Source organism: Streptomyces sp. NPDC001373 (assembly GCF_042895815.1).
Taxonomy (GTDB): domain Bacteria; phylum Actinomycetota; class Actinomycetes; order Streptomycetales; family Streptomycetaceae; genus Streptomyces.
In genome coordinates, this window is the sequence record NZ_JBIAWQ010000005.1 from 136401 (window position 1) to 161031 (window position 24631).

The 24631-nt window shown below is 75.1% G+C and carries 20 protein-coding genes; 9 read left to right on the forward strand and 11 right to left on the reverse strand.

What is annotated here, in order from left to right:
- Position 1: 1 nt before the first annotated feature.
- The 5 genes from ACFY15_RS13945 to ACFY15_RS13965 all read right to left on the reverse strand — a co-directional run bounded on the left by ACFY15_RS13945 (position 2) and on the right by ACFY15_RS13965 (position 7609).
- A complete protein-coding gene (locus ACFY15_RS13945; RefSeq protein WP_390825555.1) occupies positions 2-976 on the reverse strand; it encodes an HpcH/HpaI aldolase/citrate lyase family protein in 975 nt (324 codons plus the stop codon).
- Complete coding sequence (locus tag ACFY15_RS13950) at positions 973-3042, reverse strand: protein meaA (RefSeq protein ID WP_390689430.1); 2070 nt, start codon at positions 3040-3042, stop codon at positions 973-975. The genes ACFY15_RS13945 and ACFY15_RS13950 overlap by 4 nt, the downstream gene beginning before the upstream one ends.
- A gap of 30 nt (positions 3043-3072) precedes the next feature.
- Positions 3073-4410 carry a crotonyl-CoA carboxylase/reductase gene (gene ccrA / locus ACFY15_RS13955; RefSeq protein ID WP_390689431.1) on the reverse strand — a complete coding sequence of 446 codons (1338 nt, stop codon included), beginning with the start codon at positions 4408-4410 and terminating at the stop codon, positions 3073-3075.
- Between the two features lie 420 nt (positions 4411-4830).
- A complete protein-coding gene (locus ACFY15_RS13960; protein ID WP_390689432.1) occupies positions 4831-5643 on the reverse strand; it encodes a TetR family transcriptional regulator in 813 nt (270 codons plus the stop codon).
- Positions 5644-5806: 163 nt separating this feature from the next.
- Positions 5807-7609: a 3-hydroxyacyl-CoA dehydrogenase family protein gene (locus ACFY15_RS13965; RefSeq protein ID WP_390689433.1), complete on the reverse strand. Its 1803-nt coding sequence runs from the start codon at positions 7607-7609 to the stop codon at positions 5807-5809.
- A gap of 464 nt (positions 7610-8073) precedes the next feature.
- On the opposite strand from ACFY15_RS13965, the gene ACFY15_RS13970 reads away from it, so the two are divergent.
- The gene (locus ACFY15_RS13970) at positions 8074-8643 is read left to right on the forward strand and encodes a HEAT repeat domain-containing protein (protein WP_390689434.1); all 570 of its coding nucleotides are present in this window, start codon (positions 8074-8076) and stop codon (positions 8641-8643) included.
- A 109-nt stretch (positions 8644-8752) separates the two neighbouring features.
- On the opposite strand, the gene ACFY15_RS13975 is transcribed toward ACFY15_RS13970, so the two are convergent.
- Positions 8753-10348: an alpha/beta hydrolase gene (locus ACFY15_RS13975; protein WP_390689435.1), complete on the reverse strand. Its 1596-nt coding sequence runs from the start codon at positions 10346-10348 to the stop codon at positions 8753-8755.
- A 367-nt stretch (positions 10349-10715) separates the two neighbouring features.
- Here ACFY15_RS13975 and ACFY15_RS13980 point away from each other — a divergent pair, with 367 nt between their 5' ends.
- The 4 genes from ACFY15_RS13980 (at position 10716) to ACFY15_RS13995 (ending at position 15749) form a co-directional block, all read left to right on the forward strand.
- Positions 10716-11159: an SRPBCC family protein gene (locus tag ACFY15_RS13980; RefSeq protein WP_042813038.1), complete on the forward strand. Its 444-nt coding sequence runs from the start codon at positions 10716-10718 to the stop codon at positions 11157-11159.
- A 214-nt stretch (positions 11160-11373) separates the two neighbouring features.
- Positions 11374-12207, forward strand: a complete 834-nt coding sequence (locus ACFY15_RS13985) for a M55 family metallopeptidase (protein ID WP_390689436.1) — start codon at positions 11374-11376, stop codon at positions 12205-12207.
- On the forward strand, positions 12200-13669 hold the full coding sequence (locus tag ACFY15_RS13990) for a M20/M25/M40 family metallo-hydrolase (RefSeq protein ID WP_390689437.1): 1470 nt from the start codon (positions 12200-12202) through the stop codon (positions 13667-13669). Before ACFY15_RS13985 ends, ACFY15_RS13990 begins: the two co-directional genes overlap by 8 nt.
- A 13-nt stretch (positions 13670-13682) precedes the next feature.
- Positions 13683-15749, forward strand: a complete 2067-nt coding sequence (locus tag ACFY15_RS13995; RefSeq protein WP_390689438.1) for a prolyl oligopeptidase family serine peptidase — start codon at positions 13683-13685, stop codon at positions 15747-15749.
- A gap of 75 nt (positions 15750-15824) precedes the next feature.
- Here ACFY15_RS13995 and ACFY15_RS14000 read toward each other — a convergent pair whose 3' ends face one another.
- Positions 15825-16547, reverse strand: a complete 723-nt coding sequence (locus ACFY15_RS14000; RefSeq protein ID WP_390825556.1) for a hypothetical protein — start codon at positions 16545-16547, stop codon at positions 15825-15827.
- 26 nt (positions 16548-16573) lie between these two features.
- Between ACFY15_RS14000 and ACFY15_RS14005 the strand changes: the two genes are divergently transcribed.
- The gene (locus ACFY15_RS14005; protein WP_390825557.1) at positions 16574-17122 is read left to right on the forward strand and encodes a GNAT family N-acetyltransferase; all 549 of its coding nucleotides are present in this window, start codon (positions 16574-16576) and stop codon (positions 17120-17122) included.
- A 157-nt stretch (positions 17123-17279) separates the two neighbouring features.
- A complete protein-coding gene (locus ACFY15_RS14010) occupies positions 17280-19268 on the forward strand; it encodes a DUF5107 domain-containing protein (protein ID WP_390689441.1) in 1989 nt (662 codons plus the stop codon).
- Positions 19269-19517: 249 nt separating this feature from the next.
- Here the strand turns inward: ACFY15_RS14010 and ACFY15_RS14015 are convergent, their stop codons facing one another.
- Positions 19518-20363, reverse strand: coding sequence for a methyltransferase domain-containing protein (locus ACFY15_RS14015; protein WP_390825558.1), 846 nt, complete (start codon positions 20361-20363; stop codon positions 19518-19520).
- A gap of 367 nt (positions 20364-20730) precedes the next feature.
- On the opposite strand from ACFY15_RS14015, the gene ACFY15_RS14020 reads away from it, so the two are divergent.
- Positions 20731-21984, forward strand: a complete 1254-nt coding sequence (locus ACFY15_RS14020; RefSeq protein ID WP_390689462.1) for an aminotransferase class I/II-fold pyridoxal phosphate-dependent enzyme — start codon at positions 20731-20733, stop codon at positions 21982-21984.
- A gap of 141 nt (positions 21985-22125) precedes the next feature.
- Here ACFY15_RS14020 and ACFY15_RS14025 read toward each other — a convergent pair whose 3' ends face one another.
- From ACFY15_RS14025 to ACFY15_RS14035, 3 genes are read right to left on the reverse strand one after another with little or no spacing between them, the layout of a single operon-like run.
- Entirely contained in the window at positions 22126-22536 is a 411-nt protein-coding gene (locus tag ACFY15_RS14025) for a MazG-like family protein (protein ID WP_390825559.1), read from the reverse strand.
- A 32-nt stretch (positions 22537-22568) separates the two neighbouring features.
- Positions 22569-23216 (reverse strand): DedA family protein, encoded by a 648-nt coding sequence (locus ACFY15_RS14030; RefSeq protein ID WP_390825560.1) that lies wholly within the window; start codon positions 23214-23216, stop codon positions 22569-22571.
- On the reverse strand, positions 23213-23989 hold the full coding sequence (locus tag ACFY15_RS14035; protein ID WP_390825561.1) for an MBL fold metallo-hydrolase: 777 nt from the start codon (positions 23987-23989) through the stop codon (positions 23213-23215). The genes ACFY15_RS14030 and ACFY15_RS14035 overlap by 4 nt, the downstream gene beginning before the upstream one ends.
- A 118-nt stretch (positions 23990-24107) precedes the next feature.
- Between ACFY15_RS14035 and ACFY15_RS14040 the strand changes: the two genes are divergently transcribed.
- A complete protein-coding gene (locus ACFY15_RS14040; protein ID WP_390689446.1) occupies positions 24108-24512 on the forward strand; it encodes a hypothetical protein in 405 nt (134 codons plus the stop codon).
- The last annotated feature ends 119 nt before the right edge of the window (positions 24513-24631 follow it).

A 24631-nucleotide genomic window follows, 5' to 3' on the forward strand; every position in this document is an offset into this window, starting at 1 on the left:
CTCAGGCCTCCGGGATCTCGAACTTGGTGGTGCGCTCCATGCCGGCGGCCCGGCCCTTGCCGGCGATGACCAGGGCCATCTTGCGGCTGGCCTCGTCGATCATCTCGTCGCCGAGCATCGCGGAGCCCTTCTTGCCGCCCGCCTCGGAGGTGCACCAGTCGTACGCGTCGAGGATCATCTCGGCGTGGTCGTAGTCCTCCTGCGAGGGGGAGAAGACCTCGTTGGCCGCCTCGACCTGGCCCGGGTGCAGCACCCACTTGCCGTCGAAGCCCAGGGCGGCGGCGCGCCCGGCCACCTCACGGTAGGCGTCCACGTCGCGGATCTGGAGGAAGGGGCCGTCGATCGCCTGGAGGTCGTGCGTACGGGCCGCCATCAGGATCCGCATCAGGATGTAGTGGTAGGCGTCCGCCGGGTAGCCGGGCGGCTGCATGCCCACGACCAGGGACTTCATGTTGATCGAGGCCATGAAGTCGGCCGGGCCGAAGATGATGGTCTCCAGGCGCGGCGAGGCGGCGGCGATCTCGTCGACGTTCACCAGGCCCTTGGCGTTCTCGATCTGCGCCTCGATGCCGATCTTGCCGACCTCGAAGCCCATGGTCTTCTCGATCTGGGTCAGCAGGAGGTCGAGCGCCACGACCTGCTGGGCGTCCTGGACCTTCGGCAGCATGATGCAGTCGAGGTTCTGGCCGGCGCCCTCGACGACCGTGACGACGTCGCGGTACGTCCAGTGGGTGGTCCAGTCGTTGACGCGCACCACGCGGGTCTTGCCGGTCCAGTCGCCGTTGTTCAGCGCGTCCACGATCGTGTGGCGGGCGCCTTCCTTGGCGAGCGGCGCGCAGGCGTCCTCGAGGTCCAGGAAGACCTGGTCGGCCGACAGGCCCTGGGCCTTCTCCAGGAACCGGGGGTTGGAACCCGGCACCGCGAGGCAGGAACGGCGCGGGCGCAGCCGGTTGACCGGGGAAGAGGGCGTGGTCATGCGGGGACCTCCGTGCTTTCTGCGATGGTGAGGGGGTGGAGCTTGTTGGCCGTGCGGATCTCGTCGACGATACGTCCGATGATCTCCGTGATGCCGAAGTCCTTGGGGGTGAACACGGCGGCCACCCCCGCCTCCTTCAGGGTCACGGCGTCGGCGTTCGGAATGATGCCCCCGACGATGACGGGGATGTCGCCCGCCCCCGCCGTGCGCAGGCGTTCCAGGACGTCCGGGACGAGCGCGCTGTGCGAACCGGACAGGATGGACAGTCCCACGCAGTGCACGTCCTCGGCCAGCGCCGCCGTCGAGATCTCCTCCGGCGTCAGCCGGATGCCCTGGTAGACCACCTCGAAGCCGGCGTCGCGGGCCCGGACGGCGATCTGCTCGGCACCGTTGGAGTGACCGTCGAGACCGGGCTTGCCGACCAGCAGGCGCAGCCGGCCCGCGCCCAGCTCGTCCGCCGTCCGGGCGACCTTCTCGCGGACGGCGGCCAGCGGCGTACCCTCCTCGGCGGCGACGGCGACCGGGGCCGAGGAGACCCCGGTCGGGGCGCGGAACTCGCCGAAGACCTCGCGCAGGGCGTTCGCCCACTCGCCGGTGGTGACCCCGGCGCGGGCGCACTCGAGGGTGGCCTCCATGAGGTTGTCGGTGCCGGCGGCGGCCTCCTTCAGCCGCTCCAGGGTCTGGTCGACGGTCGGGAAGACGAACGGGTCGCCGCCGCCCTGGCGGTCCGAGGCCTCCTGGCGCTCGGAGCGCCAGCGCCGGATCCGCTCGACCGTCAGCTCCTCGACCGCCGGGTCCACCGTCATGATGGCGCCGTCGAGGTCGGCGGTGAGCGGGTTCTCCTCGGTCTGCTGGAAGCAGTTCACCCCGACGATCCTGTCCTCGCCGGACTCGATCCGGGCGCGCCGCTCGGCGTGCGAGGAGACCAGCTGGGACTTCAGGTAACCGGACTCGACGGCGGCCATCGCGCCGCCCATCTCCTGGATCCGGTCGATCTCGGCCAGGCAGTCGGCGACCAGGGAGTCGACCTTGGCCTCGATGACGTGGGAGCCGGCGAAGATGTCCTCGTACTCCAGCAGGTCGCTCTCGTGGGCGAGGACCTGCTGGATGCGCAGCGACCACTGCTGGTCCCAGGGGCGGGGCAGGCCCAGCGCCTCGTTCCAGGCGGGCAGCTGCACGGCGCGGGCGCGGGCGTCCTTGGAGAGGGTGACGGCCAGCATCTCCAGGACGATGCGCTGGACGTTGTTTTCCGGCTGGGCCTCGGTCAGGCCGAGGGAGTTGACCTGGACGCCGTAGCGGAAGCGGCGCTGCCTGGCGTCCTCGATGCCGTAGCGCTCGCGGGTGACCTGGTCCCAGATGCGGCCGAAGGCGCGCATCTTGCACATCTCCTCGATGAAGCGGACGCCCGCGTTCACGAAGAACGAGATACGGGCGACGACCTCGCCGAAACGATCCTCCGGGACCTGCCCCGAGTCGCGGACGGAGTCCAGGACGGCGATCGCGGTCGACATCGCGTACGAGATCTCCTGGACCGGGGTGGCCCCGGCTTCCTGGAGGTGGTACGAGCAGATGTTGATCGGGTTCCACTTCGGGATGTGGTTGACCGTGTACGCGATCATGTCCGTCGTCAGGCGGAGGGACGGTCCCGGCGGGAAGACGTGCGTCCCGCGCGAGAGGTACTCCTTGACGATGTCGTTCTGTGTGGTGCCCTGGAGCCGGGAGATGTCCGCCCCCTGCTCCTCGGCGGCCACCTGGTAGAGCGCCAGCAGCCACATGGCGGTGGCGTTGATCGTCATCGAGGTGTTCATCTGCTCCAGGGGTATGTCCTGGAACAGCCGCCGCATGTCGCCCAGATGGGAGACCGGGACCCCGACCCGGCCCACCTCGCCGCGGGCGAGGACGTGGTCCGGGTCGTAGCCGGTCTGCGTCGGCAGGTCGAAGGCCACCGACAGGCCGGTCTGCCCCTTGGCGAGGTTGCGGCGGTACAGCTCGTTGGACGCCTCGGCCGTGGAGTGGCCGGCGTACGTCCGCATGAGCCACGGACGGTCTTTCTGGCGCTCTGTCATCTCAGGCTGTCCCTTTGGCCCTTGGGCGTCTCAGATGTTGCGGAAGCGGTTGATGGCGTCGAGGTGCTTGGCGCGCATCTCGTGGTCGCGGACGCCCAGGCCCTCCTCGGGGGCGAGCGCGAGGACGCCGACCTTGCCCTGGTGGAGGTTGCGGTGGACGTCGTAGGCGGCCTGGCCGGTCTGCTCCAGGGAGTAGACCTTCGAGAGGGTGGGGTGGATCTTGCCCTTGGCGATCAGGCGGTTGGCCTCCCACGCCTCGCGGTAGTTGGCGAAGTGCGAGCCGATGATCCGCTTGAGGGACATCCACAGGTAGCGGTTGTCGTACTCGTGCATGTAGCCCGAGGTGGAGGCGCAGGTGGTGATGGTGCCGCCCTTGCGGGTGACGTACACCGAGGCGCCGAAGGTCTCGCGGCCCGGGTGCTCGAAGACGATGTCGATGTCCTCGCCGCCGGTCAGCTCGCGGATGCGCTTGCCGAAGCGCTTCCACTCCTTGGGGTCCTGGGTCTGCTCGTCCTTCCAGAACCGGTAGCCCTCGGCGTTGCGGTCGATGACCGCCTCGGCGCCCATGGACCGGCAGATGTCGGCCTTCTCGGGGGAGGAGACGACGCAGATCGGGTTGGCGCCGCCGGCCAGGGCGAACTGGGTGGCGTAGGAGCCGAGGCCGCCGCTGGCGCCCCAGATCAGGACGTTGTCGCCCTGCTTCATGCCGGCGCCGTTGCGGGAGACCAGCTGGCGGTAGGCGGTGGAGTTGACCAGGCCCGGGCTCGCGGCCTCCTCCCAGCTGAGGTGGCCCGGCTTGGGCATCAGCTGGTTGGACTTGACGAGGGCGATCTCCGCCAGGCCGCCGAAGTTGGTCTCGAAGCCCCAGATGCGCTGCTCGGGGTCGAGCATCGTGTCGTTGTGGCCGTCCGAGGACTCCATCTCGACCGACAGGCAGTGGGCGACGACCTCGTCCCCGGGCTTCCAGGCGTTGACGCCGGGGCCGGTGCGCAGCACGACGCCCGCGAGGTCGGAGCCGATGATGTGGTACGGCAGGTCGTGGCGCTTGGTGAGCTCCGAGAGGCGGCCGTAGCGCTCCAGGAAGCCGAAGGTGGACAGGGGCTCGAAGATCGAGGTCCACACGGAGTTGTAGTTGACCGACGAGGCCATGACGGCGACCAGGGCCTCGCCCGGGCCGAGCTCCGGCACCGGGACCTGGTCCAGGTGGAGGGACTTGCGCGGGTCCTTGTCGCGGCTGGCGAGGCCGTCGAACATCTCGGTCTCGTCCTTGTGCACGGTGATCGCGCGGTACGAGTCGGGCAGCGGCAGCGCCGCGAAGTCTGCGGCGGTGGCGGACTGCGACTGAATCGCGTCCAGGATGTCCTTCACGGTGTTGCCTCCGGCTGAGCGCTGGTCGAGGGTGCGCTGAGGGGTACGCGTTGCGTGCGTGGGAGCGTGTGGCGGGGTGCTGCTGGGTGCCGTCGGTCCGGCGGAGCTGTGTGGTGCGGCCGCGCCTGTGGTGGGGCGGGCGGGGGGCCTGGTGACGCAGGCATCCGGGGCGCGTTCCGTGCCGAGTGGGCGTGGACCGCGGGGACGTCCGGACGCACTCAACGTATGGCACCCCGTGTCACTCGGCAAGGCACTGCGTGCCAAAACTTTCTCTCATTTGCCCATTGACCTGCGCAGATGAGCGATGATCGATCAGAGTTACCCGCGAGTAGGGGCAACCCGGACAAACGAAAGCGGCCGCTCCCTGAACGGGAGCGGCCGCTGTGACGAGGGTCGCTTTTCGGTGCCGAGGAGGTCGGCCTACTTGTTTTTGAGCGCTTCTTCGATGGTCCGCATGACCTCGTCGAGCGGGGCGTCGGTCCGGGCCACGGCGACGAGCACCTCGCCCTCGGTGCGCACGGCCGCCTGGGGGGCCGCCCCGCTGCCGGGGGCACGGCCGGCCCCGATCCCGGAGCCGAAGGTCCTGCGGACGATCGCGAAGGCGTGGTCCAGCTCCGCCTCCACGTCGCCCTGACCGCCGGCCCGCAGCCAGCGCCGCAGTACGTGGTTGTGGGCGGTCACCACCGCGGAGGCGGCCACTTCCGCCAGCAGCGGGTCGTCGTTGCCGTCGTGGTGGTCGGTCTCGTCGAAGTGGGCCAGCAGGTAGCGGGTGAACAGCCGCTCGTAGCGGGCCACCGAGGCGATCTCCCGCTCCCGCAGTGCCGGCACCTCGCGGGTGAGCCGGTAGCGCTCCACCGACACCGCCGGCGAGGCGGCGTACATCTTCATGACTTCCTTGATCCCCCGGCACACCGTGTCGAGCGGGTGCTCGTGCGCCGGGGCCACGTCCAGGACCGCCTCGGCGCGGGTCAGGGTGTCGTCGTGGTCCGGGAAGATCGCCTCTTCCTTGGAGCGGAAGTGCCGGAAGAAGGTCCGGCGCGCCACCCCGGCCGCCGCGGCGATCTCGTCGACCGTCGTGGCCTCGTACCCCTTCGTCGCGAACAGCTCCATGGCCGCCGTGGCGAGCTCGCGGCGCATCTTCAGGCGCTGGGCTGCCGCCCGGGTGCCCGCCGTCCCCTCCGGGGCGTCGGAGGCCGAGGCGGAACGGGACGAGGTCTTGGCGGGCTGGGACATAGAGCGAAAGTACTTCATCCGCGCGGGTGCGCGCGCCGGAGGGGGGTGGGAGGGGGGTGGATGCGGGGGAGGGCCCGCACTGGGCTCGGGAGGGTGTGTCCGCCGTGAGGGTCCGGCGGACCCGAGCAGCCCTCCCCACGCATCCTGCTCAGGGCCCGTCGGATTACCGGCGGGCGTACTCACGGAATCCGCGGCCGGTCTTGCGGCCCAGGCAGCCCGCCGCGACCAGGTGCTCCAGCAGCGGGGACGGGGCCAGGCCCGGGTCGCGGAACTCCCGGTGGAGCACCTTCTCGATGGCCAGGGACACGTCCAGGCCGACCACGTCGAGGAGCTCGAAGGGCCCCATCGGGTAGCCGCCGCCCAGCTTCATCGCGGCGTCGATGTCGTCGAGGCTGGCGTAGTGCTGCTCGACCATCTTGACCGCGTTGTTCAGGTACGGGAACAGCAGCGCGTTCACGATGAACCCCGCCCGGTCCCCGCAGTCCACCGCGTGCTTGCGGATCTTCCCGCAGACCTCGCGGACGGTGGCGTGCACGTCGTCGGCCGTCAGGACGGTCCGGACCACCTCGACCAGCTTCATGGCCGGCGCCGGGTTGAAGAAGTGCATGCCGATCACGTCCTGCGGGCGCTCGGTCGCCCGCGCCACGGCGATCACCGGCAGCGAGGAGGTCGTGGTGGCCAGCACCGCACCCGGCTTGCAGACCTTGTCCAGGCCGGCGAAGAGCTGCTGCTTGACCTCCAGGTCCTCGGCGACGGCCTCCACGGCCAGGTCCACCTCGGCGAAGGCCTCCAGCGAGCCGGCCGGGGTGACCAGGGCGAGGGTCTGCGCGGCGGCCTCCTCGCTCAGGCGGCCCCTGGACACCGCACGGTCCAGGGACTTCCCGATCGCGGCCTTCGCGGCCTCGGCCTTCTCCTGGCTGCGGGCGGCCAGCACCACCGGGTAGCCGGCCTGCGCGAAGACCTGGGCGATACCGCTCGCCATGGTCCCGGAGCCGGCCACGCCGACGGAGTGCACCGGGCGGCCCGCGCCCAGCAGGGACCCGTCCAGCGGGGTCTGGAGGTCGCGGACCACCACGGAGCTGCCCGGGGCCTCGTACGTGTAGAAGCCGCGGCCCGCCTTCTGCCCGGTCAGGCCGGCCTCCACGAGGTGGCCCAGGATCGGGGCAGGGGCGTGCAGCCGGTCGCCGGAGGAGGCGTACATGGCCTCCAGCACCGTGCGCGCGGTGTCCACGCCGACCAGGTCGAGCAGGGCGAGCGGGCCCATCGGCAGGCCGCAGCCCAGCTTCATCGCCGCGTCGATGTCCTCGCGGGAGGCGTACTTGGCCTCGTACATCGCGGCGGCCTGGTTGAGGTAGCCGAAGAGCAGGCCGTCGGCGACGAAGCCGGGCCGGTCGCCGACCGCGACGGGCTCCTTGCCGAGCTCCCGGGCCAGGGCGGTGACCGCCTCGACGGCCGGCGGCGAGGTCAGGACGCTGGAGACGATCTCGACCAGCTTCATCGCCGGGGCCGGGTTGAAGAAGTGCAGGCCCAGGACGCGCTCGGGGCGCAGGGACTCGGCGGCGAGCCGGGTCACGGACAGGGCGTTGGTGCCGGTGGCCAGGACGGTGTCGGGGCGGACGATCGCGTCCAGCTCCTGGAACACCCGGTGCTTGAGGTCGTAGTCCTCCGGCACCACCTCGATGACCAGGTCGGCGTCGGCGGCGGCGGAGAGCTCGGTGGAGGTGCGGAAGCGGGCGAGGACCTCCTCGCGCTCCTCTTCGGTGAGCTTCCGCTTGGCCACCGAGCGGGCCGTGGCGGCCGCGAGGGCACCGGTGGCCCGGCGGGCGGCCGTCTCGCTGACGTCGATGCCGACGACCTCGCGGCCGGCCCGGGCGAGGACCTCGGCGATGCCGGTGCCCATGGTGCCGAGGCCGACGACGGCGATCGTGCGGAGGGAGGAGGGACTGGACGTGGACGGAAGGTCCATCGCGGGACTCCAGTGGAATGAGGGTGACGGCTGGGAAGCGCGCGGCGCACGGTGCGCGCGGAGGTGCCGTACGGCGAGCGGTGCGGGAGCGTGCGGCAACGCGGTGCGGGACGCCGTGCGCCGGCGCGGTGCGTGGAGGGCCGTACGGGCGGACCGTACGGACGGGCCCGGCGTGCTCGCGCCCGGGAGAGAACGGGCGCTGCGGACCTGGACGGCACGACCCTGTCCCGGGGTCCTGCCGCGCGTACGGGTGGTACGTGAACCGACTGGCACGGGGCGGCTGCGTCACCAGGCCGGTCCCGTGCGTGTGGGACGACAGTAACTCCGCAGTAACCGGCGCGCCAGAGCGCGGAGATGTGAGCTGTACCGCCCAAATGTACCGATCATCGATGATCGATCAGACGGCTCGGCGGAACTGTCCCGAACGCGGCGCGGCGCGGCCCGCGGAGCCCTAGGGTGGCCGCGTGAACGAGGTACTGGAGCGCCTGCGGGCGGAGGCGGCCGGGTCGCCCGCGTACGAGGCGCTGCTGGCGGCCGGCCCCGACGGGCTGGCCGCCTCGCTGACATCGGCCGGGCAGCCCCTGTGGGCCCGCGAACTGGCCGCGTACCGGCTGGGCATGGCGCGTGACCGGCGGGCCTTCGAACCCCTGGTCCTGCTGCTCAACCACCGCGACCCCGCGCGCTGCGAGGCCGCCGCGCAGGCGCTCGGCGTGCTCGGCGACCCGCGCACCGCCCGCGCGGCCGCCGCCCTCGCCACCAACACCCTGCGCACCGCCTACGCCCTGCACCCGGTCCGGCTGCTGGCCGCGCTGCGGGCGCCCGAGTCGGCCCCGGCCCTGATCACGACCCTGTCGCGGCTCCTGGCCCCGCACGACCCGTACTGGCGGGTCGCCCTGGCCTGCGTGGAGGGGCTGGGCGCCCTGGCCGACGCCCGCGCCCGCGACGTCCTGGTCCGGGCCCAGGCCCACCCCCGTCTCGCCCTGGCGGCCACGGACGCCCTGAACCGCCTCCAGACCCGGCACCCGGACGCCTGAGCCCGGGCCCGGGCGGCTCCGGGAGGCGCGGGCCCCGCCGCGCGGGCGGCACCGGACGGCGCGGGCTTGGCGCCAGGATCCGGAAGAGACGGCAGGGCGCCCTCCGGCGTCAGCCGCGGAAGCCCAGCAGTCCGTGCAGGGCCGCGCCGCCCGCCGAGGCCGGGACCGCGCGCGTCGCCGTCGTCGGCTTCGGCGCGGGCTGCGCCGGGCAGGCGGCGTCGGACGCCTGACCCGTCCTCAGATAGGCGGCGAGCTTCTCGTCGAGGCACTTGTTGCCGCTGAGCGCGATGCCGTGGTTGCCCCCGCCCTCCTCCACCACCAGCGCCGAGCCCGCCAGCCGGTGCCGCATGCCCACCGCGCCCTCGTACGGGGTCGCCGCGTCCTCCGTCGCCTGGAACAGCAGCGCCCCGGGCAGCTCCGTGTTCGTCACGTCCGGAGCCTGGAGCGGCTCCGTCGGCCAGAACGCGCAGGGCGCGTTGTACCAGGCGTTGTTCCAGGTCATGAACGGCGCCTTCGCGTGCGTGCGCCACATGTCGGCCCGCCACGTGTTCCAGTCCTTCGGCCATGCCGAGTCCCGGCACTGCACCGCCGTGTACACGCTGTAGGAGTTGCCCGCCGACGGCTCCACCGCCCCGAACCGCTCGTACGCCGCCACCAGGGGCTTGGGGTCCTGCTTCACCGCGTACGCCGCGAAGGCCTCGGCCAGGTGCGGCCAGTAGCCGTTGTAGTAGCCGCCCGGCATGTACGTGTCCTCCAGCTCGGCCGGCCCCACCTTCCCGCCGGCCGGAGCCCCGCGCAGGGCCTCGCGCATCTCGTACCAGCGCCGCTCGACGCCGGCCGGGTCGGTGCCCAGGTGGTAGGTGGAGTCGTACTGCGCCACCCAGGCCAGGAACGCCTTGTGGCGGGCGTCGAAGGCCTGGTCCTGGGCCAGGTTGTCCTCGTACCAGACCCCGCCCGGGTCGACCACCGAGTCCAGCACCAGCCGGTGGACCCGCCTCGGGTACAGCTTGGCGTACACCGCGCCCAGGTAGGTGCCGTACGAGTAGCCGAAGTAGCTGACCTTCGGCGCGCCCAGGGCGGTGCGCAGCGTCTCCAGGTCGCGGGCGGCCGAGACGGTGCCGATGTACGGGAGCACGTCCGCGTGCTTCGCCCGGCAGGACTCGGCGAAGGACCGCACCCGCTCCAGGTTCGCCTGCTCGGTCGCCGCGTCCAGCGGCACGGAGTCCGGCCGCACGGGCTTGAAGTGGCCCGCCCCGCAGTCCAGGGCGGGTTCGCTCCGGCCCACGCCCCGGGGGTCGAAGCCGATCACGTCGTACTGGGCCGCCACGTCCTTGGGCAGGGCCGAGGCGACGAACCCGGCCAGGGCGCGGCCGCTGCCGCCCGGACCGCCGGGGTTGACCAGCAGCGGGCCCTGGGAGGCGGAGGCGGTGTGCGGCACGCGGGTCAGGGCCAGGGAGATCTGCCGCCCGGCGGGCCGTTCGTGGTCGAGGGGGACCCGGAGGGAGGCGCACTGCAGCGTCGGGTAGCGGGGGGTCGCGCAGCCGGTCCAGCGCAGGCCGGCGGCGGCCGGGGCCGGCGCCGGAGCCGGGGCGGCGGTGACGGGGCTCGCCAGGCCGGCGGCGACCGTGGAGATCGCCAGCAGCAGGGCGGCGCGCCTCTTCGCGGGGCCGCGTTGCTTCGCGGGGTGCGGTACGGGGTGGAGCATGGGGCCTCCCAGCCGAGGGGTCTGGGCCGAATCGTCCCGGAAACCGCGCCCGGAAAGCGGGATTGGGCCGCCTATTGGCCCGATGTGATGACCCCTCGGGAAGCGTCCGGGCCAGGGGGCGGGCGCCCGGGGCTGCGGGGGAGCCCGAACGGATCGGCCCGGCCGGGGCCGGCGGCGGCCCGGCACGGCCGCGCACCGCCCCTGCCCGGGGGCCGCAGATGGAGTACCGCGGGTGTCACGCGCCCGCCGCCCGGCCGCCCGGGCCGCCCGCCCGCCCGGGCGGACGCCCGCACCCCGGATTTGGGCGGCCGCCCCCGAGGTGGTTGGCTTGCCGCGAAGAACGGACACAACTGCTGGAGGAACAGCTATGGCGCAGGTCGAGGCCACCACGGAGCGCATCATCGGGGCCGACGCGGAGACCGTCTTCGACGCGCTGGCGGACTACACCGGCACCCGGGGCAAGCTGCTCCCCGAGCACTTCAGCGAGTACGAGGTGCGCGAGGGCGGCGACGGCGAGGGCACCCTGGTCCACTGGAAGCTCCAGGCCACCAGCAAGCGCGTCCGGGACTGCCTGCTGGAGGTCACCGAGCCCACGGACGGCCAGCTCGTGGAGAAGGACCGCAACTCCTCCATGGTCACCACCTGGACCGTCACCCCGGCCGGCGAGGGCAAGTCCAAGGCCGTCGTCAGCACCGTCTGGAACGGCGCGGGCGGCATCGGCGGCTTCTTCGAGCGCACCTTCGCGCCCAAGGGCCTCGGCCGCATCTACGACACCGTCCTCGACAACCTGGCCCGGGAAGTCGAGGCCTGACCGGCGCCGCCGGCCGCCGTCAGGACGACTCCCCGCGGCCGGCTCACCGGTTCGGGTGGAATTCCCGGACCCGCGGCGGACGTCCCCGGCGCCCCGGGCGCACGCGCGCCGGGCCGGCCCCCCGCGCCCGCGCGGTCCGGGCGTGGCCCCGGGGCGGGGGCGCGGCCGGGCCGCTAGGGTGGGGCCCCTGTCGAAGCGACCCACCGGGGGCCCGATGAAGATCCTCATCTCCGCCGACATGGAAGGCGCCACCGGCGTCACCTGGCCCGCCGACGTGCTCCCCGGAACCCCTCAATGGGAGCGCTGCCGGGGCATGTTCACCTCCGACGTGAACGCCGCCGTACTCGGCTTCCACGACGGCGGCGCCGACCGGGTCCTCATCAACGAGGCCCACTGGACCATGCGCAACCTGCTGCTGGAGAAGCTCGACGCCCGCGCCGAGATGATCACCGGCCGGCACAAGTCCCTCTCCATGGTCGAGGGCGTCCAGCACGGGGACGTGGACGGCGTCGCCTTCGTCGGCTACCACACCGGCGCCGGCGCCGAGGGCGTCCTCGCCCACACCTACCTCGCCAACTCCCTCACCGGTGTCTGGCTCGACGGCCTCCGCGCCAGCGAGGGCGTGCTCAACGCCCATGTCGTCGCCGAGTTCGGGGTCCCCGTCATCCTCGTCACCGGCGACGACCTGACCTGCGCCGACGCCGCCGGCTACGCCCCGGACGCCCGCACCGTCGCCGTCAAGGACCACGTCTCGCGCTACGCGGCCGTCTGCCGCACCCCGGCCCGTACCGCCGCCGACATCCGCGCCGCGGCCACGGAGGCCGTGAAACTCGCCGTCCGGCACGAGCCGGTGCGCGGCGGGCCGCACACGATGGAAGTGGAGTTCGACGCCGAGCACCTGTCGATGGCCGCCACCGTCGTCCCCGGCGTCGAGCGGACCGGCGAGCGCAGGATCGCCTACACCAGCGGGACCATGTACGAGGCGATCCGCACCTTCAAAGCGGTCACCACGGTCGTCTCGGCGGCTCTGGAGGAGCAGTATGGCTGACATGGAACGTGTGGACACCGGCCCCGGCACGGCGGGACCCCCCGGCACGGCCCCCGGCGCGACGGCCCTGCGCGCGGCCGGCGCCGACGGGATCCCCCCCGACCGCGCGGCGGCCCTCGGCGCGGCCCCGGCCCCGGCCGGGGCGGCGCTCGACGCGGCAGCCTTCGACGAGGTGGTCGAGTTCACCTCAGGACTCATCCGCATCGACACCAGCAACCGCGGCGGCGGCGACTGCCGGGAGCGCCCCGCCGCCGAGTACGCCGCCGAGCGCCTCGCCGCCGCGGGCCTGCACCCCGTTCTCCTGGAGCGCACCCCCGGCCGCACCAACGTGGTGGCCCGCCTGGAGGGCACCGACCCCTCCGCGCCCGCCCTCCTCGTCCACGGCCACCTCGACGTGGTCCCCGCCGAGGCCGCCGACTGGAGGGCGGACCCCTTCTCGGGGGAGGTCCGCGACGGGGTGGTCTGGGGCCGCGGGGCCGTCGACATGAAGAACATGGACGCGATGGTGCTGGCCGTGGTACGGGCCTGGGCGCGCACCGGCACCCGGCCGCGACGGGACGTCGTCATCGCGTTCACCGCCGACGAGGAGGACAGCGCCGCCGACGGCTCCGGCTACCTCGCCGACCGCCACCCGCACCTCTTCGAGGGCTGTACGGAGGGCCTGAGCGAGTCCGGCGCCTTCACCCTGCACACCGGAGCGGGACGGCCCCTCTACCCCATCGCCGCCGGGGAACGCGGCACCGCCTGGCTGAAACTGACCGCGCACGGCCGCACCGGGCACGGCTCCAAGCCCAACCGGGCCAACGCCGTCACCCGGCTCGCCGCCGCCGTCGCCCGCATCGGCGCCCACGAGTGGCCGGTCCGCCTCACCGGCACCGTCGCCGCCTGCATCGGCGAACTCGCCGCCCTCCAGGGCCTGTCCTGCGACCCCCGGGCCCCCGGCTTCGACCTCGACGCCGTCCTCGAAGCCCTCGGCCCGGCCGCCGCCCTCGTCGAGGCCACCCTGCGCAACAGCGCCAACCCGACCATGCTCAGTGCCGGTTACAAGCTCAACGTGGTCCCCGGACAGGCCACCGCGTACGTCGACGGACGCACCCTGCCGGGCGGCGAGGCCGAGTTCGCGGCCGTCCTCGACGAGCTCACCGGCCCCGACGTGGACTGGGAGTACCACCACAGGGAGGTCGCCCTCGAAGCCCCCGTGGACGGGCCGGCGTACGCGGTCCTGCGCGAGGCCGTCGAGCACTTCGACCCCGAGGGACGCGCCGTGCCCTTCTGCATGGCGGGCGGCACCGACGCCAAGCAGTTCTCCCGGCTGGGCATCACCGGCTACGGCTACTCCCCGCTCAGGCTGCCGCCGGGCTTCGACTACTGGTCCCTCTTCCACGGCGTGGACGAACGGGTCCCCGTCGACGCCCTGCACTTCGGCGTCCGCGTCCTGGACCGCGCGCTGCGGAACCTGTGATGGGGGCCTGGTGATGGCGGCGGCGGCCGCCGCCTGCGCCCCCTACGGCAGCTGGCCCTCCCCGCTCGCCGCCGCACACGCTGCCGCCCACGACGGACGGCCCGAGTACGTCGGCACCATCGGCCCCGAGGTGTGGTGGACCGAACCCCGCCCCGAGGAGGGCGGCCGCCGCACCCTCGTCCGCCGGCCCGCCGACGGCGGCCCCGCCCGGCCGGTGCTGTCCGCCCCCTGGAACGTGCGCAGCCGGCTCACCGAGTACGGCGGCCTGCCCTGGGCGGGCGCCGAACGGGCCGACGGGGGGCCGCTGGTGGTGTTCGTCCACCACGCCGACCAGCGGCTGTACGCCTTCGAGCCCGACGCCCCCTGCGCGCCCCCGCCCCGCCCGCTCACCCCCGTCTCGCAGACCGGAGGCGGGCTGCGCTGGGCCGACCCGGTGCTGCGCGGGGGCGAGGTCTGGTGTGTGCTGGAGGAGTTCACCGGACCCGCCCCGGGCGACGTGCGGCGCGTCGCGGCCGCCGTCCCGCTGGACGGCTCCGCCGCCGGGGACCGGACCGCCGTACGGGAGCTCACCGACGACAGGCACCGCTTCCGCACCGGGCCGAAGCCCTCCCCCGACGGCCGCAGCGCCGCCTGGCTGGTGTGGGACCACCCCCGGATGCCCTGGGACGGCACGGAGCTCCAGCTCGCAGACGTCCGCCCCGACGGAACCCTCGGCACGCCCCGCACGGTGCTCGGCGGGCCGGACGAGGCCGTGGCCCAGGTGGCGTGGGCCGCGGACGGGAGCCTGCTCGCGGTGAGCGACCGCAGCGGCTGGTGGAACCCGTACCGGGTGGACGCGGACGGTGGCGGGGCCGTCAACCTGTGCCCCCGCGAGGAGGAGTTCGGCGGCCCGCTGTGGAAGCCGGGGCTGACCTGGCTGGCCCCGCTGCCCGGCGGCACTCCCCCGGCTACCGCTGGGGGGACCCCCACCCGGGCCGAAGGCTCCGGGGGAGGGCTGCTGGCCGTCCTGCACGGCCGGGGCTCCTGCGTCCTCGGCGTCCTGGACCCCGACAGCGGCGACCTGGTGGACGCCGCCGGCCCCTGGACGGCCTGGCAGCCTGGCCTGGCCGTCAGCGGCAGCCGCGTCTACGGGGTCGCCGCCAGCCCGCGCAGTGCCTACGAGGTCGTCGAACTGGACACCGCCACCGGACGCGCCCGGGTGGTCGGCGCCCGGGCCGGGGACCCCGTGGACCCGTCGTACTACCCCGAGCCGCAGAGCCGGACCTTCCCGGGCCCCGGCGGACGCGAGATCCACGCCCACGTCTACCCGCCCCACCACCCCGCCCGGCGGGCGCCCGCCGAGGAACTGCCCCCGTACGTGGTGTGGGCGCACGGCGGGCCCACCGACCACGTGCCGCCCGTACTGGACCTGCACATCGCCTACTTCACCTCGCGGGGCATCGGCGTCGTCGAGGTGAACTACGGCGGATCCACCGGGTACGGCCGCGCCTACCGGGAGCGGCTGCGCGAGCAGTGGGGCGTGGTCGACGTCGAGGACTGCGCGGCCGTCGCCCGGGCCCTGGCCGACGAGGGCACCGCCGACCCCGGCCGGCTCGCCATCCGCGGCGGCAGCGCGGGCGGCTGGACGGCGGCCGCCTCCCTGGCCGCCACCGGCCTGTACGCCTGCGCGGCGGTCATCTACCCGGTTCTGGACCTGCGCGGCTTCGCGGCCGAGACCCACGACCTGGAGTCGCGCTACGTCGACGGCCTGGCCGGCCCGCCGCAGATCCTGGAACTGCGCTGCCGCGAACGCTCGCCGGTCGCCCGCGCCGACCGGATCACCGCCCCGTTCGTGCTCCTCCAGGGTCTGGACGACCCGGTCTGCCCGCCCGCCCAGGCGGAACGCCTGCTGGCCGCCCTGCGCAGCCGCACTCCGGTGGTACCGCACGCGTACCTCACCTTCGAGGGCGAGGGCCACGGCTTCCGGCGCGCGGACACTATGGTCCGGGCCCTGGAGGCGGAACTGTCCCTGTACGCCCGGGTCTTCGGCCTGGACCGCCCGGACGTGCCGAAGCTGGAGCTGCACGGGGACCGGGCCTGAGCGGGGCGGACCGGGCCTGAGCGGGCCTGAGCGGGGCGGACCGGGCCTGAGCGGGGCGGACCGGGCGCCGTCCCGTCAGCGCGTCCGGAGCCAGACGCGGAGGGGGCCGAGCGGGGTGAAGCCGGCGCGGACGGCGGCGTCGAGGTCCTCCCCGTGCTCGTAGCCCACGACCGGGAGCCCCGGCCAGTGGCGTGCGGCCGCGCCGAGGGCGGCCGCCCAGGCGGCGTCGGCGCCGGCCCCGGTCCGGGCGAACACGTTCGAGACGCCCACCGCGCCGCCGCCGGTGCTGAGGACGGCACCGGCCGTGATCCGGCCCCCGGCGCGGCCCGCCAGGAAGAGGATCCCCTCCCGCAGCAGCCCGGGGTGGAAGAGCCCCCGGCCGTCACCGTCCGACCAGGCGGCCTCCCAGGCCTCCAGCTCGCCGGGGCCCTCGACCTCGTCCCACTCCAGCGGGACGCCGGCCGGCGCGGCGGGAACGGCGGCCCCCGCCGGGCGGTGGATCCACTGCGCCTCGAAGAGCACGGCGAAACCGGCCGGGGCCAGGTCGAGCGAGGCGAAGCTGTCCTTCACCGAGCAGCCGGGGCCCGTGGTGTCGACCCCGGCCAGGACGTCGGCGGCCGAGGCCCCGGGGGTGAGGGTGACGGCGTCGGGGTACAGCGGCGGAGTGCGCCGGGGGCTGCACCACACGCCGTCGCGGAAATGGCCCGAGCGGGACACCGCCGCGCACCACTCGGCGTTGTTGCGGGCGGCGGCGCTCAGCAGCGCGGGGGGATCCAGGTCGATGATCACACCGCGCATGCTGCCACGGGTCGTAGCCTGGGGCGATGCCGTATTCCACGCCCCCGTACCTGAGGGAGGGCCCGCGGGTCGGGCTGCGCCCCTTCCGGCCCGCCGACGGACCGGAGTTCACCGCCCGGGTCCGCGAGAGCCGCGCACTGCACCGGCCCTGGCTGTTCCCGCCGGCCACGCTGGAGGAGTACGGCCCGTACGCCGCCGCCCTGGCCGAGGGGGAGCTCCGGGCCGGCTTCCTGGTCTGCGAGCTCGCCGACGGGGCCATCGCCGGCTTCGTCAACGTCAACAACATCGTCCGGGGCGCCTTCCAGTGCGGGGCCCTGGGGTACGGGGCCTTCGCGCACGCCGCGGGGCGGGGGCTGCTGGGGGAGGGCCTGGACCTCGTCCTCGCCCACGCCTTCGCGGACACCGGCCTGGGCCTGCACCGGCTGGAGGCGAACATCCAGCCGGGCAACACCGCGTCCCTCGCCCTGGTCCGCGGCCGCGGCTTCCGGAGGGAGGGCCTCTCCCCGGACTTCCTCCACGTGGCCGGAGCCTGGCGCGACCACGAACGCTGGGCCCGCACGGCCCCGACGGCCTGAAGGCGCGCCGCCCGCGCCGGCGCGACCCCGCCGGATCCGGACGCGTGTGCGGGCGGCGTCCCCGCGGCCCCGGCCGCGGGGGCCTTTGCGTAATCCTGACCGGTGGTGATGTGCGGAACCCCTGTGCACCGGCCGTGGCGGCGTGTTCCATTCCCCCATGGCCACCACCGTCCGACGTGTCCCGCTGACCCTTCCCGCCGCCCCCCTGGGCCCCGACAACCCGCTGCCCGCCCTGCGCGCCCCCGACGGGGTCCACGACCTGGACCAGCGCTCGCGCGCGGGGCTGCCGCGCGACATGGCCCGCCAGATCGGGTACGAGCCGCTGCGCTCCCTGCTGCCCGTCCGGATCCGCGACGGGTACGGACGGCGGCGCGCGGAGCGGGAGTTCGAGGCGGTCGTCATCGACAACGGCCGGCTGCGCGCCACCGTCCTCCCCGGGCTCGGAGGGCGCGTCCACTCCCTCGTGCACCTGCCCACCGGCCGCGAACTCCTCTACCGCAACCCGGTGTTCCAGCCCGCGAACTTCGCCCTGAACGGGGCCTGGTTCTCCGGCGGCATCGAGTGGAACATCGGCGCGACCGGCCACACCGCCCTGTCCTGCGCCCCCTTGCACGCGGCCCTCGTCCCCGCGCCCGACGGGGGAGTGATGGTGCGGCTGTGGGAGTGGGAGCGGCTGCGTGACCTGCCGTTCCAGGTGGACCTGTGGCTGCCGGAGGACTCGGACTTCCTGTACGTCGGGGTCCGCGTGCGCAACCCGCACGAACGGCCCGCCGCCGTCTACTGGTGGTCCAACACCGCCGTCCCGGAGGACTCCGGCACCCGGGTCCTCGCCCCCGCCGAGGAGGCCTGGCACTTCGGGTACGAGCGGGCGCTGCGGCGGATCCCCGTGCCGCGGTGGGAGGACGCGGACCGCACGTACCCGCTGGACAGCGCCTACCCCGCCGACTTCTTCTACGAGGTCGAGCCCGCGGCCGCCGACCGGCCCTGGATCGCCGCCCTCGACGCCGACGGGCACGGCCTGGCCCAGGCCTCCACCGGTCTGCTGCGCGGGCGCAAGCTGTTCGTGTGGGGTGCGGGCGCGGGCGGACGGCGCTGGCAGGAGTGGCTCACGGAGCCCGGCACCGGGGGCTACGCGGAGATCCAGGCCGGGCTGGCCCGCACCCAGCTGGAGCACGTACGGCTGGACGGCGGCGAGGAGTTCAGCTGGCTGGAGGCGTACGGGCCGCTGTCGGCCGAGCCGGGCGCGGTGCACGGCGACGACTGGGCGCGGGCGCGCGCGGCGGCCGGGACGGCGCTGGACGCGGCGCTGCCGCCCGGCACGCTGGACGCGGCCCACGCGGCGTGGCGGGACGGGTACGCCGACGCCGATCCGGACGGCGGGCCGGGGGAGTGGCTGGCCCGGGGGTCGGGCTGGGGCGCGCTGGAGGTGCTGCGCGGGGGCTTCGCCCTGCCCGGCACTCCGTTCCCCGAGTCCACCCTGGAGGAGGCCCAGGAGCCGTGGCTGGCCCTGTGGCGCACCGGCGCCCATCCGGCGCCGCGGCGGGCCGGACCGCCGGGGCCGAGCCTCGTCGCCCCGCACTGGCGGGACATGCTGGAGACCGCCCCGGCGGACCCGCTGACCGAGTACCACCTGGGCGTGGCCCAGTGGCACGCGGGCGACACGGCCCAGGCCGTCCGCAGCTGGGAGCGCGGCCTGGCGCTGGCGCCGTCGCGCTGGCCGCTGCTGCGGTGCCTGGCGGTGGCGGACGAGCTGGCCGGGGACCGGGAGCGGGCGGCCGACCGGTACGCGGAGGCGTTCGAGGACCTGGCGGGGGAGAGCCGCGGCGGTGACGCCTGGACGGCGGCGGAGTCCGCGCTGGGCCGGGAGGCCATGACCGCCCTGCTGGCGGCGGGCCGGCCGGCCGGGGCGCGGGCGGTCTGGGACCGGCTGCGGCCGGCGCTGCGGGAGCAGGGCCGCTTCCGGCTGCTGGCCGCGCGGCTGCTCGCGGCGGAGGGGCACGTGGGCGCGGCTCGGCGGGTGTTCGAGGACGGTTTCGAGACGGCGGACCTGAGGGAGGGGGAGGAGACCCTGTCGGAGGTCTGGTCGACCCTGTCCGAGGCCCCGCTGCCGCCGGCGTACGACTTCCGCATGCGCCCGCCGGTGTAGCCCCGCGCCCCGGTCGCCGGCGGGGCCGCCACAGCCCCGCCGGCGACCGGGGCTGACGGACCCCCGGCGCCCGCCCCCGGGAGCGCGCGGAGGGCGGGCAGGCGACCCGGCCCCGCCGGCGACCGGACGGCGGGCGCGCGGCCGGCCGCGCCGGTCAGGGGTGGAGCCGCCGGGAACGGGCGGAGGACGGGCAGGGGCCCCGGTCGCCCCGGCCCCGCGCGGCGGCAGCGTCGGCGCGGGCTCAGGGCCTCAGGCCCGGCACAGCAGCTCCCCGTTCAGCACGGAGAACCACGCGTCCGGCGAGGCCCCCCACGCCCGCCAGGCGGCGGCGACGTCCTCCAGCTCGGCGGAGGTCGCGTGTCCGCGTCCCTCCGCGACGGCCGCGTACGAGGAGGCCGTCGTCCGGTCCGCCCACAGGGCCGACCACCAGGCCACCTCCCCCGCGGTCGCGTAGCACCAGGCCGTCGCCGACGCCCGCACCTGCGTGAACCCCGCCGCCCGGGCCCAGGACAGCAGCCGCCGCCCGGCGTCCGGTTCGCCGCCGTTCGCGCGGGCCACCCGGCGGTACAGGTCCAGCCACTCGTCCAGCCCCGGCGTCGCCGGGTACCAGGTCATCGCCGCGTAGTCCGCGTCGCGGACCGCCACGATCCCGCCCGGCCGGCACACCCGCCGCATCTCCCGCAGGGCCCGCACCGGGTTGCCGACGTGCTGCAGCACCTGGTGGGCGTGGACCACGTCGAAGGTGCCGTCCGGGAACTCCAGGGCGTGGACGTCCGCCACCGCGAACTCGACGGCCCCCTCCAGCCCCCGCTCGGCCGCGTACGCGCCCGCCGCGGCCAGGACGTCCGGCGCCGCGTCGACGGCCGTGACCCGCCCGCCGGGGGCCACCAGTTCCGCCAGGTCCGCGGTGATGGTGCCCGGTCCGCAGCCCACGTCCAGCACCCGCATGCCCGGCCGCAGCTCCCCGACCAGATAGGCGGCCGAGTTGGCGGCCGTGCGCCAGCGGTGCGAGCGCAGGACCGACTCGTGGTGGCCGTGCGTGTAGACGGCCGTCTCGTGCGCGGTCGGCTCGGGCGCCGCGTGGGCGTCGGTCATGGCGGGCTCCTCCTCGTCGTCGAAGTGCTGTGATCACCGTAGGGGATCCGACCGTCATATGAGATCTGCGTTTCGGCATGTGGACATCGCCCTTTTGTTCCAAGGAGGTTGGGCGGGTCGGTGGCCGGGCGTCGCAGGGGCGAGGACAGTGGAGCCCAGGGGGCGGCGGCATGCCCGGCGCCCCATCGCCAAGGACGGTGAGGGCGATGCCGGAGACGCTGCTCGAACAGCGCGCCGCGGCGCTGCCAGGCTGGGGTGTGGGACGGCGACGAAAAGCGGGCATCCCGGCGGAAATAATCGTATAAAGGGCACGTCGGTGGCGGCGACAAGGGCACCAGGGCAGTAGGAGGGCGGGCACGTGGCGGGGATGGCCGAGCGGACGACGGACGGGCCGGCCGGAGTATGGCGCCTGGCCCCGGAGGGGCGTGGGCCCGTCAGGTACGGTCCCCCCGCCCCCGAGCCGGGCCTTCCGGTCCTGCCGGAGCTGAGGGCCGTCCTCGCCGGGGCGGCGGACCGGGCCGCCCCCGAGCCCCCGGGCGGTGGGAGGTCCGTCCGCGAGGCCGCCTGCCGGCACTGGGCGCGGCGCGGGCTCCCCACCGAGCCGGAGAACGTGGCCGCCGGGCCCGGCGCCCCCGCCCTGCTGCTCGCGCTGCTCGGCGCCTACGGGGGCGACGTGCTGCTGCCCCGGCCCTGCCCCGCCTGGTGGACCCCGCAGGTCCGGCTGCTGGGGCGGCGGGCCTACCACGTGCCCACCCCGGCCGAGTGCGGCGGCGTACCGGACCCGTACGCCCTGCTGGAGACCGTACGGCGGGTGCGCGCCGAGGGCGGCGACCCGCGGGTGCTGCTCCTGTCGGTGGCCGACGACCCGACCGGCACGGTGCCGCCGCCCGAGATGCTGCGCGAGGCCTGCGAGGCGGCCGAGGGCGCCGGGCTGTTCGTGGTCAGCGACGAGAGCTGGCGCGACACCGTCCACCGGCCGCACGACACGCTCGTGCTGAGCCCCGCCGAGATGCTGCCCGCCACGGCCGCCGTGCTGGTCGACCTGTCCGGGGCGCTGCTGCCGGGCGGCTGGCCCGCCGCCGTGGCCCGCTTCCCCGCCACGCCGCGCGGCACCTGGCTGCGTGCCCGCACCCTCGACATCCTCACCGCCACCGGTGCGCTGGTGGCAGGCCCGGTCGCGGTGGCCGCCGCGCACGCGCTGGACGAGCCGGACGCCGTCGCCGCTCGGGCCTACGCCGCGGCCGCCCTGCACGGGGCGGTGGCGGCGGCCGCGCACCGGGAGCTCCTGGCCGCCGGGGCGCTCGCCCGGCCCCCACAGGCCGGCCGCCACCTGTACGCCGACCTCACCCCCCTGCGTACGGGCCTGGCCCGGCACGGGGTGGGCGACGCGATGGAGCTGGAGGACTGGCTCGGTGGACGGCTCGGCTCGCCGACGCCCGGCGGGCAGCGGTTCGCGGACGAGCTGGGCGCGCTGCGCGTACGGCTGTCGACCGGACCGCTGCTGGGCGCCACCCCGCAGGAGCGGCTCGCCGCACTCGGCTCCCGCGACCCGCTGGACCTGCCGCACGTCCGGGGCGCGCTCGACCTGCTCGGCTCGGTCCTGGCCGGGCTGGCGGACTGACACCGCCGCCCACCGCCCCACCGCCCGTCGCCCCACCGCCCCGCCGCCCCGCACGGCCGGGGACTCCGTGCAGCCGGGGGAGGAGCGGTGGAAGGGAGGGGCGGGGAGACGGCTCCGCGCAGCGGCTGCCCGGCCCCGGGGTCAGTCCTCGTCGCCGGCGGCCTGGGCGGCCGGGTCGGGCGGCAGGAAGCGCCCGGCCTTCAGGGCGAGTTGGCCCGCGAAGTACTCCGCCGCGTCCGGCCGCATCCGCGCCAGCGCCACCATCCCCGTGATGATCACGTCGCACACCTCGTCGTGCACGTCGTCCCAGCTGTGCGAGTGCCCCTTGCGCGGATTGGTCCCGGTCGCGCCGATCACCGCCTGCGCTGCCTCGCCGAACTCCTCGCCGATCTTCAGTACTTGCAGGACATGGCTGTGCGGCGGCACCACCCCCCGCTCGGCGGAGGCCGCGTCGAAGCGGGCGGCGAGGGCTCGGACCGTCTCCCAGGGTGCGGCCGCACCCCCGGCGGCGGATGCGGCGCCCTCGTCGGCACCGCGGAGTTCCTGCGTCATCGGCCACCCCTGTCGTCCCGGAGGGAGGGAGCCTACCCCGCTCCGCCCCGCCCGGCCCTGACCCGCCGCCACACCGCCGGGCCCCCGCTGATCAGCACCGTCAGCGCCACCGCCAGGGCCACGCCCTTCCACGGCTCGGAGAACAGCGACCCGCCCAGGATCCCGATCAGCCCGTACGTCGCCGCCCAGGCGAGACAGGCGGGCGCGTCCCCCCGGGCGAACCGCCGCAGCGGCAGCCCGCCCAGCAGGCAGGCCAGCATCACCGGGATCCGGCCCGCCGGGACCAGCCGCGACAGCACGAGGACCGACACCCCGTGCTCGTCCAGCCCCGCCCGTGCCCGCTCCAGCCGCTCCGGCGAGGCCCGCCCGCGCAGGGACTCCAGCCAGCGCGAGCCGCCCCGCGACCGCACCCCGCGCTGCCCGAGCCAGTACAGCGCGACGTCGCCGACGAAGGCCGCCACCGCCGCCACCGTGCACACCACCAGCACGCCGAGCGGCAGCGACCGCTGATGGAACGCCACCACCGCGGCCGTGCTCACCAGCGCCCCCGTCGGGATCACCGGCACCAGCGCCCCCAGGGCCACCAGCACGAAGAGCGCCGGATAGCCCACCGCCCGCTGGGTCGTCTCCGGCGGCACCCGCCCGACCACCTCGGCCGCCCCCTGCCACCACTGCGTCACAGGAGCCGCACCCGCTCCCCGTGCGTCAGGACCCGTACCGCCACCTCCGGCGCGAGCAGCGCCGCCAGCCGGGCGAACTCCTCGCCCGGCGCGTGGAACTCGTGCGGCCGCACCGCGTCCATGCCGATCGGCCAGTACGTCCCGAAGTGGACCGGCACCGCCGCCCGCGGGGCCAGCCGCGCCAGCGCCCGCGCGGCCCCCTCCGCGTCCAGGTGCCCCGGCCCCAGATACGGCCCCCAGCCGCCCACCGGCAGCAGGGCCACGTCCACCGGCCCGGTCTCCTCGGCCATCGTGTCGAACGGCCCGGTGTCCCCGGCGAAGTACGTCCGTGCCGCTCCCTGGACCACGTACCCCAGCGCCCGCACCTGCTGCGGCCCGACCGGCAGCCGCCGCCCGTCGTGCCGGGCAACCACTGCCCGGACCCGTACGCCGTCCTGTACGCCGACCTCCTCGCCCGGGAGCACCTCCGTCACCGTCAGCCCCCGCGCTCCCGCCAGCCGCGCCAGCCCCGGCACCGCCCGGAGTGCCCCGCGCGGGACCACGAGCCGGGTGCCCCGCGCCAGCCGGGCCAGCGACGGCAGGTGCAGGTGGTCGGCGTGCAGGTGCGAGACCAGCACCACGTCCGCCTCGGCGGCCTCCGGCGGCGGCACCGCGCCGCGCCGCCGCCGCAGGTGCGCGAACCGCCGGACGAACAGCGGATCCGTCAGCACCCTCACTCCGGAGTCCCGCACCGTGCACGCGGCATGCCCCCACCAGGTGATGTCCACCGGCACCCCCGCACCCCCTTCCCTGCAGTTCCCGAGCCTAGGCCTTCCCCCACCGGTTCGCCCGGAAGCGGAACTCCTCCGCCCCTCTCCTCCCCGGGCCCGGATCGGAGTAGGGTCGGGCGCCATGGATGCGCTGCGCGTGGCCGCGATCGCCAGCCTGGCCCCGCTCGAGGAACTCGATGCCGACCCCTTCGCCGTGGACACCCGGAGCCAGCAGGCCATGTGCGCGCGCTGGGCCGCCGCGCAGGGCTACGTGGTCACCCGGCAGCTGCTCTTCTACGGGCTGCGGGCCGACCACTGCGGGCTCTGGAGCGACGTGGAGGCGGGCCAGGTCGACCTGTTCGTCGCCCCGAACCGGCGGGTGCTCGCCCGTGCGCTGCGCTCCGTGGAGGAGTTCACCGCCGAGTGCGCGCGCCGCGGGGTGCGCCTGGAGACGGCCGGGCTCGACGAACCGCGCTACACCTCCGCCATGAAGGCCGAGGTGCACCGGAGGCTGTCCATGCCGACCGCCGGCTACGACGGCACCTGAGCACCGCCGTCCTTGCGGAGAACCCCTCTCCCGCGCCTCCGTGCGCCGTCCGTACCGACCGGCCTCCCGGGCCGCCCTGTGCGACGCTGGCGAGAGGACCGCGGGGCGGGACGCGGGAC